General features: G+C 52.1%; 3 protein-coding genes. 2 read left to right on the top strand and 1 reads right to left on the bottom strand.

Annotated elements, in window-relative coordinates:
* Positions 1-93: 93 nt before the first annotated feature.
* The gene (locus HY788_01945; GenBank protein ID MBI4772939.1) at positions 94-1,035 is read right to left on the bottom strand and encodes an MBL fold metallo-hydrolase; all 942 of its coding nucleotides are present in this window, start codon (positions 1,033-1,035) and stop codon (positions 94-96) included.
* A gap of 438 nt (positions 1,036-1,473) precedes the next feature.
* On the opposite strand from HY788_01945, the gene HY788_01940 reads away from it, so the two are divergent.
* Complete coding sequence (locus tag HY788_01940) at positions 1,474-3,351, top strand: hypothetical protein (GenBank protein ID MBI4772938.1); 1,878 nt, start codon at positions 1,474-1,476, stop codon at positions 3,349-3,351.
* A gap of 78 nt (positions 3,352-3,429) precedes the next feature.
* Positions 3,430-3,699: a 4Fe-4S binding protein gene (locus HY788_01935; GenBank protein MBI4772937.1), complete on the top strand. Its 270-nt coding sequence runs from the start codon at positions 3,430-3,432 to the stop codon at positions 3,697-3,699.
* Positions 3,700-3,910 lie beyond the last annotated feature (211 nt).

Raw genomic sequence — 3,910 nt, 5'->3', positions numbered from 1 at the left:
CCATACATCAAACTTGGCAACTCTCGCCTCGAAAATCCAAACGACCAATCGGGAAATCCACTTGCCTTTTCCATTCACGGGGACGCCATCGAATCATCCCGGATGCAACGCAAAAAAGACCCTGTTGTCCTTCCTTGTCCTTACCACCAGCCCTTCCTCCTCAAGATACCGTAAATGGGCTATCGTCTCGCCGGTGGCAAGCCACTTCTGCTCCGGAGGAAACTGATCCCACGAGGCATACACAACATACCAGGTCATTTGAGATGCGAGCTGATAAGCGACTCTTGGCCCATCGGCCAAGACCGATAAAACCTCTTGCGCTCTTCTCTTGAAATGCTGTTTCAATTCCCGGATTCTCTGTTGTAAGTTAGAGAAAGGAGCCCCGTGTCCGGGTAGAACCAACTCAATCTCAAGAGCGGCTACTTTCTCCAGACTCGCCAAATAATCCGATACGGGGTTACCATGCCAGGACCAGCATTGAATCGTAGGAGTGATATCGGACAAGATATGGTCACCGGCAATCAGAATCCGTTTCTTTGGTTCAAACAAACAGGTATGTTCTTTTGTATGTCCCGGAGTTTCTATACATTGGAAATGGTAAACCCCAACAGGAATCCTGCGCTCATCCGTCAAAAAGTGGTCCATGGGCTTCCATACGGGATTGATCTTACTTCCCGGACGTTTATCTAAAATAGCCTGGAGTTCATTCTCGGGGAAACCATGAGCCCAGCCCACAATGATTTCCAAATCCGGTTGGTTAAGATAGGTCTTGCTGGTTGCCGTTGCTATCCTGTGGACTAGCCCGCAATGGTCCCCGTGCAGGTGTGTGATGAAGAAGTCCGTCTTTCTCAGGTCGATCTGCAATTCAGTCAGGGCGGCTTGCATTGCTTTCAGGCACTCTTTGTGATCCAGGCCCGTATCCACAATCAGGTTTCTGTCCTGTCCTCGGATTACGTATGAATTGACCGCCTTGAGAGGACTGCCCGGCAAGGGAATCTCTATCCGCAACAGGTCGTGAGCGATTTCTTCAATCATTTGGCGAGCTTCGTAGAATTCAAAATTCCAGGGGGAACCCGGCGAGCCTTACTCGCTCGACGGTTCCGAAAATGGAACTAATGGGTACGTCCATGCTTTTATACCTTTATTCTCCAATCGGATGAAATCAATATTCTTTTGAATGTGTTCACCCCCTCGGAATACCCGCCGCCTTTCGATTCCCCTGTGGATCATAGGATGCAACGCTCCTGGAGCGTCTATCCTTGTTTTCCGTGGCATCGTCCTCTAATATCGATTACAATGAATTCTTGTGAATTTTAGAAATATGGGTGTCCCCAATTGTTCCACCGGTCCTCCACAATTGGAGGACGTCCTATACGGCAAGTCATTCGCTGTTTTTTCCGCGGGGGAAGCAAAAACAGGTAAGGCGCCTCCCATAATTCACAGGCTTAATCCGTCTGATAGGAAGGTGGCATTATGGCTTTTTCGGGTGGATATTGCGGCAAGATTCTCTTGGTTTCCCTTAACGACGGTTCAACCCAGGTCAGGGATCTGCGGGAAACCGATGCACGCATGTTGATCGGTGGCGATGGAATTAATTCCAAGCTCCTGTATCGGATGATTCCAGCGGGCATCGATCCCTTTAGTCCTCAAAACGTGGTGGCGCTTGGGGCTGGGCCTTTTGTGGGCACTCTGGTTCCTTCGGGAAGCAAGACACGCCTCGGGACCCTTTCTCCTATCAGTGGCGGCATCGGCAGTTCCGGAAGCGGACAGATGGCCGGCCTGAAAAATGCCGGATTCGACCACTTGATTATCACCGGGCGTGCGGATCATCCTGTTTATCTGGTTGTCACCAATGACCGGGTAGAGCTCAAGGACGCCCGGGAATTGTGGGGCAGGGATCTTTGGGCGGCTACGGATGCCATATGGCAGGAACTGGACAGGGATTATCAGGTGGCGGCCATCGGGCCGGCGGGGGAGAATCTTTGCCGTGAAGCCGCGGTCATAGCAAATAAATATGCAGCCTTTGGCCGGACCGGTGTAGGGGCGATCATCGGTTCCAAGAATCTTAAAGCCATTGCAATAAAAGGGAACCGGGGAGTGAAAGTCAAAGATGAAAAAAGGTTTCTCGATCTGGTTAACCAGCTCAGCGCCGAGGTCCGCTCCCATCCGAATTTCGACACCTGGCGGGATCTGGGCACCTTGATGAGCCTGGAACATGTTCTTCAGTACGGCAACTTCCCCTACCAGAATCAGCGTGAAAAGCCGCCCGAACGTTTTGCTGGAATTTACGCTGCGGACAAATTTCGAGCTCGCTTCAAATTGGGAGAAGTGGCTTGTCAGGCGTGCGTGGTGGGCTGCAAACATTTTATTCGTTTGAAGGACGGACCCTATGCCGGAATGAGCTTTCCCGTCTCCTGCTTGCTGGTTCCTTCCCAGTTCGGTACAAACCTGGGCCTGGAGAGTTGGGATGACGCCTTAAAGGCGTTTGAAACCTACGCTCGCATGGGTCTTGACTCTCATAGCCTTCAAGGTGTGCTGGCTTACGCCTTCGAGCTTTATGAAAAGGGCATCCTGTCCGCGAAGGAAACAGGCGGACTGGAACTTACCTGGGGAAATGCCGACAGTGTCTTTAAGCTGATCGAAATGATCGGCCGACGGCAAGGGCTTGGAGATATTCTTGCAGAAGGCCTGCCGCGGGCCGCCCGGCAATTGGCGCCGCGGACGGTGTCCTGGGGTCTGGCGAGTAAAGGTCTGGGATGTGTCTTTGACCCCCGCATGCGAATGTCCGCCGAGGCTTTCAGTCAAATGACCAACACCCGCGGGGGACATCCTTCCAACACAGGGGTGACGGCAGTGCCTCGCCCTGCCGAACAGGTGGCCTCTTTTTGTGACAAAATCGGTGTTCCGCCGGATAGAAAAGCGGATGTAATGGTAGGACCCGAAGGATTTCATCCCGGGCGATTGGCCAAATGGAGCGAGGACTTTTCCACCGTTCTGGACTGTTTGGGCATTTGCCGGTTTCCTATCTACCAGCGAGTGTCTATTCGTCTATACGCGGATATCTTTGAGGCTCTGACAGGATTTGCATTACCTCCTGAAGAAATGCTGGAAGCGGGAGCCAATCTCTGGCACGTGCACCGATCTTTCAACCTGAAACATGGGCTCAGTCGAATGGATGATCACCTGGCGGGTCGTTACTACGAAGAACCTCTCCGGGCCGCGGACAAAGAATATCCTCCCCTGGACCGGGATCAGGTCGAGCAATGGATATCGGATTATTACGAAGAGAGAGGCTGGGATCGCGAGACCGGACAAGTTCCTCCGGCAATCCGTGCCCGTCTGGGTATTTAGCGCGGACATGGGTTCGAGGATAAGGCGTTTTCCAAACGGAACCATTTCTTTACGAACGCCATTCGAGAGGAATCAGGTATGCGTACTGAAAACAAAAAGGTCGTCATCCACGCTGAAAACTGCGCCGGTTGTCTGTCTTGCCAGCTCATATGCTCCCTTACCTATCAAAAGGAATTTAACCCCCTGAAGGCTTTCATTAAGGTACGGTATTTAGGCAGGGCCGGAAACGACAATCGGGTCTATTTCAGCGATGAATGTAACGAATGCGGTCTTTGCGCCGAGTACTGCCATTTTAATGCCCTGACGTTAAGAAAAAAGAAGGAGGTTGCGTCCTTGGCAGCCGGTTGAACAGACGATCTTTGTTGAACCGCTTCAGTGGTAAGTAACCATCGAAAGCTCAGGAGCGACCGGAAAGAAATCGCTTGAAGTCGAAATGGAGAAGCGGCAAGCGCCCCCGATTCTCGCTCCCAAGTTGCACTTGTGGTTGTATGGGGACGGGGGGCGCCCGATTCTCGTTCCCAAGTTGCACTTGGGAACGAGAATGGTATGAGGACGGCGT

Source organism: Deltaproteobacteria bacterium (genome assembly GCA_016208165.1).
GTDB lineage: Bacteria > Desulfobacterota > Desulfarculia > JACQYL01 > JACQYL01 > JACQYL01.
This window is presented reverse-complemented; position numbering and strand designations above follow the sequence as displayed.

What these genes read in the sequence shown, in the direction of transcription:
- HY788_01935 (MBI4772937.1), top strand. Translation starts at nt 3,430, where the DNA reads ATGCGTACTGAAAACAAAAAGGTCGTCATCCACGCTGAAAACTGCGCC.
- HY788_01945 (MBI4772939.1), bottom strand. Translation starts at nt 1,035, where the DNA reads ATGATTGAAGAAATCGCTCACGACCTGTTGCGGATAGAGATTCCCTTG.
- HY788_01940 (MBI4772938.1), top strand. Translation starts at nt 1,474, where the DNA reads ATGGCTTTTTCGGGTGGATATTGCGGCAAGATTCTCTTGGTTTCCCTT.